The 4,095-nt window shown below is 36.7% G+C and carries 5 protein-coding genes; all 5 read left to right on the plus strand.

Annotation, left to right across the window (positions count from 1 at the left end; translation table 11 throughout):
* Positions 1-331, plus strand: a 331-nt coding sequence (ccsA, locus tag ABGX27_00255; protein ID MEO2067931.1) for a cytochrome c biogenesis protein CcsA, incomplete at its 5' end; no start/stop codon positions are given.
* Between the two features lie 2 nt (positions 332-333).
* Positions 334-1,602, plus strand: a complete 1,269-nt coding sequence (gene hemA / locus ABGX27_00260) for a glutamyl-tRNA reductase (GenBank protein MEO2067932.1) — start codon at positions 334-336, stop codon at positions 1,600-1,602.
* Between the two features lie 4 nt (positions 1,603-1,606).
* A complete protein-coding gene (gene hemC, locus ABGX27_00265) occupies positions 1,607-2,542 on the plus strand; it encodes a hydroxymethylbilane synthase (GenBank protein ID MEO2067933.1) in 936 nt (311 codons plus the stop codon).
* Positions 2,539-3,261 carry a uroporphyrinogen-III synthase gene (locus ABGX27_00270; GenBank protein ID MEO2067934.1) on the plus strand — a complete coding sequence of 241 codons (723 nt, stop codon included), beginning with the start codon at positions 2,539-2,541 and terminating at the stop codon, positions 3,259-3,261. Before hemC ends, ABGX27_00270 begins: the two co-directional genes overlap by 4 nt.
* A 9-nt stretch (positions 3,262-3,270) precedes the next feature.
* On the plus strand, positions 3,271-4,095 hold an 825-nt coding region (gene hemB, locus ABGX27_00275), incomplete at its 3' end, for a porphobilinogen synthase (GenBank protein MEO2067935.1).

The following is a 4,095-nucleotide window of genomic DNA, read 5'->3' on the forward strand; positions in this document are numbered from 1 at the left end:
CTTTTATCACAAAACTCCTTCTTTAACTCTTCTTGAATCGGTTATTTACCACTCTTTAACGGTAGGTTTTACTTTCATAACCATATCCATGTTTGCAGGAGCTCTTTGGTCAAGTAAAGTTTTTGGAACCTATTGGTCATGGAACCCTAAGGAGATAGCAACTTTGATTACTTGGTTTGTATACGCAGGAATTATTCATCTTTACATTTATAAAAGCTTTAAAGGTAAAAGGCTTTGCTACATGTCAATACTTGGTTTTGTAATAATAATGTTAAACTTTGTAGGTATTAATTTCTTTTCTTCTAAAGATGTCCACTCTTTTAAGGGGTAGATATGAAAGAACTAAAAATTTGTTGTTTGGGAGTGAACCACAAAACTGCTCCAGTAGAAATAAGAGAAAAATATGCTTTCAAGGGGGAAGAGTTAGAGAACTCCCTTCTAAAGCTGAATACCCTTTCCTCCATTGAAGAGTGTATGATTCTTTCTACCTGCAATAGGGTAGAAATTTACTTCACCTCAAGAGCCCCAAACCCCTTTAAAGAGGTTTACGACTTCCTCGTAGATACAAAAAATGCTAGCTTAGATGAAATAAACAAGTTTTTCTATAAAAAAGAACAGAAAGAGGCTGTAAGACACGGATTCTTTGTTGCTTCAAGCCTTGACTCTATGGTAATCGGTGAACCACAAATAGTTGGTCAATTTAAGGATGCATACCAGATAGCGAAAGAACTTGGAACAATAGGAACTGTAATGGATAGATTCTGCCAAACAGCCCTTAAAGTCTCAAAAAGAGTAAGAACAGAAACTGGAATTTCAAAAAACGCAGTTTCTATAAGTTTCGCAGCTGTAGAGCTTGCTAAAAAAATATTTGGGAACCTATCAGGAAAAAAGGTTGCAATAATTGGTGCCGGTGAAATGGCAGAACTTGCCGTAAAACACCTTGTTTCAAACGGTGCTTCAAAAGTTTTTGTCGTTAATAGAACTCTTGAAAGGGCAGAAAAACTTGCAAAAGAGTTTGGAGGAGAGGCTTTTTCTCTGAACGAACTGGAAAAAGTGCTGCCACTGGCAGACATAGTTATAAGCTCAACGGGAGCTCCCGGATACGTTCTTACAAAGGAAAACGTTATCCCTGCAGTTAAAAAGAGAAGCTCTCCAATGTTTCTAATAGATATTGCAGTCCCAAGAGACATAGACCCAGCCTTAAACGAGGTTGAAGGACTTTACGTTTACGACATTGATGATCTTAACGAAGTTGTAAAAGCAAATTTAAAAGAAAGAGAAAGGGCAGCAGAAGTTGCGAAAGAAATAATAGAAGAACAAGTAGAAAGGTTCACAAAGTGGCTAAAAGAACTTGAAATTGCTCCACTTATTGCTGAACTGAAAGAAAAGGCAGAAACCATACGAAAAGAAGAAATTCAAAAGAGGCTTGCAAAGTTAAACTTAAACGAAGAGCAACTTCAAGAAGTAGAAAACCTTACAAGAGTAATAATAAACAAACTCCTTCATCAGCCAATTACAAGTGTTAAGAAAAAAGCAACAGAAGAAGAAACAAATTACGTTGTTCAGTTCTTTAGAGAAATATTTGGACTTTCAAAGGAGTAAAGCGATGAAAATAAGGATTGGAACAAGGAAAAGTAAGTTAGCCCTCTGGCAGTCGGAATGGGTAAAAGAACAGATAGAGAAAAAGTTTCCAGATGTTAAAGTTGAGCTTGTGAAAATAACAACTAAAGGGGACAAAATTTTAGACGTTCCACTGGCAAAGATAGGAGACAAAGGACTCTTCACTAAAGAGATAGAAGAGGCAATGCTAAGAGGAGAAGTTGACATAGCAGTTCATAGTTTAAAGGACGTTCCAACTAAGCTTCCGGAAGGTTTAAAGCTTATAGCATATTCAGATAGAGAAGACCCAAGAGATGCCCTTCTTTCTTGCGGAAAATACACTCTTGAAACCTTACCCAAAGGTGCAACTGTAGGAACAAGTTCTTTAAGAAGAAAAGCTCAGCTAAAAATTTTAAGACCCGATTTGGTCATAAAAGATTTAAGAGGGAACGTTGATACGAGGATCAGAAAGTTAAAAGAAGGTGAGTATGATGCTATAATCCTTGCTGCTGCTGGAGTGAAGAGGCTTGGATGGGAAGATGAGATAGATGAAATAATTTCCCCTGAGAAAATGATACCTTCTGTTTCACAAGGTATCTTGGGAATTGAAGGAAGATGCGAAGATGAAGAAATAGAAAAGATTGTTAGAGAAGCTATAAACTCTTTTGAGTCAGAAATAGCAGCAACTGTAGAAAGAGCATTCCTAAGAACAGTTGAAGGAGGATGTCAAGTTCCTCTTGGCTGTTATGCCGTTGTTGTAGAAAATAGAGTTCATGTCAGAGCTTTCATTTCAGACCTTGAAGGAAAGTTCTTCTATAAGGAAGAAGGAGTATTTGAAGTTAATAGTTTAGAAGAGGCAGACTCTGTAGGAGTAGGAGTAGCTCAGAGACTTCTAGATGCTGGTGGAAAAAAGCTTCTCGACGAACTTATGAAGTGCCAATGAGAGTTTTCATTTCAAGTAGTTTAAGTGAAGAGCTTTTAAAACAACTTGAGAACAAAGGATTTGAGGTAGTTGCTTTTCCTCTAATTGAAACAAAACCTATTCCTTTCTCAAAAGAGGAAGTAATTGATTTTTCTCCAGATTTTATCATTATCTCAAGTAAAAACGGCGTAAAACACTTTTTTTCAGTAGTTCCAAAAGAGGAGACAAAAAAAGCTACCTTTATAGCGGTAGGATCTTCTACAGCCGAAAAGCTAAAAAGAATAGGGATTTCCCCTCTAATTCCCCAAAACTTTAGTGGAGAAGGCGTTGTTGAACTTTTAAAAGAACTTGGTTTAAAAGAACTAAAGAACAAAAAATTTTTAATTGTTAGACCCAAAGTAGCAAGGAAGGTGGTTTCTGAATTTTTAGAATCTCAGGGTTTTAGGGTTAAAGAGATTGTAGTTTACGAAACTGTCATAGATGAAAATGTAAGAGATAAACTTAACATGGAAATAGAAAAAGGTTTTGACCTTTTTGCTTTTACCAGTCCCTCAAATCTTAAAGCTTTTTTAGAACTTACAGGAGAAAAAGGAAAGGAAGCCTTAAACTCTTCAAAATTGATCCCAATTGGACATGTTACCCAAAAAGCGATAGAAAAAGCTGGCTTTCCAGTTTTTAAGCTTCCAGAGGAGTATACTCTTAACGGTATTGTGGACTTAATTCTCAAAACGTTCAGATAGGAGGACATAATGCTTACGGGAAAATTTCCAGAGCTTAGATTAAGGCGTCTTAGAAGAAATGAAAACCTCAGAAGGATGATAAGAGAAACAGAACTTTCTGTTAACGATTTCATATATCCAATATTTGTCGTTGAAGGTGAAGGAGTAAAGGAAGAAATACCATCAATGCCTGGACAGTTTAGGTACTCAATAGATAGGCTTCCTGAGGAAGTAAACGAGGTCAAAGAGCTTGGAATTCCTGCCGTTATTCTCTTCGGTATTCCCGCCCATAAAGACGAAGTAGGGTCAGATTCATACTCTGATGAAGGAATCATCCAAAGGGCAGTTAGAAAGATAAAAGAAGAGGTTAAAGACATTGTAGTTATTACCGACGTTTGTTTTTGTGAATACACTAGCCACGGACATTGTGGAGTATTAAAAGATGGTGATGTAGATAACGATGTAACATTGGAAAACCTCAAAAAGCAGGTGGTTTCCCACGCTAAGGCTGGTGCGGATATGGTAGCTCCTTCAGGAATGATAGATGGAATGGTTAAAGCAATAAGGGAAGCATTAGATAAAAATGGATTTAAACATATTCCTATAATGTCTTATTCTGCTAAGTATTCATCGGCATTTTATGGACCATTTAGAGATGCCGCCCAATCCTCGCCAGCTTTCGGAGATAGGAGAAGTTATCAAATGGATGTATCAAACTCTAGAGAAGCTTTAAGGGAAGTCCAATTTGATATAGAGGAAGGGGCAGATATAGTTATGGTAAAACCTGCATTATCATATTTGGATATTATCTCTAAAATAAGGGAGAACTTTAATATACCTATTGCTGCATACAAT

Source organism: Desulfurobacteriaceae bacterium (genome assembly GCA_039832905.1).
In the GTDB taxonomy this organism is placed as follows: domain Bacteria; phylum Aquificota; class Aquificia; order Desulfurobacteriales; family Desulfurobacteriaceae; genus Desulfurobacterium.

Excerpts from the sequence above, each read along its gene's own strand:
- hemC (MEO2067933.1), top strand. The coding sequence starts at position 1,607 with ATGAAAATAAGGATTGGAACAAGGAAAAGTAAGTTAGCCCTCTGGCAG.
- ABGX27_00270 (MEO2067934.1), top strand. The coding sequence starts at position 2,539 with ATGAGAGTTTTCATTTCAAGTAGTTTAAGTGAAGAGCTTTTAAAACAA.
- hemA (MEO2067932.1), top strand. The coding sequence starts at position 334 with ATGAAAGAACTAAAAATTTGTTGTTTGGGAGTGAACCACAAAACTGCT.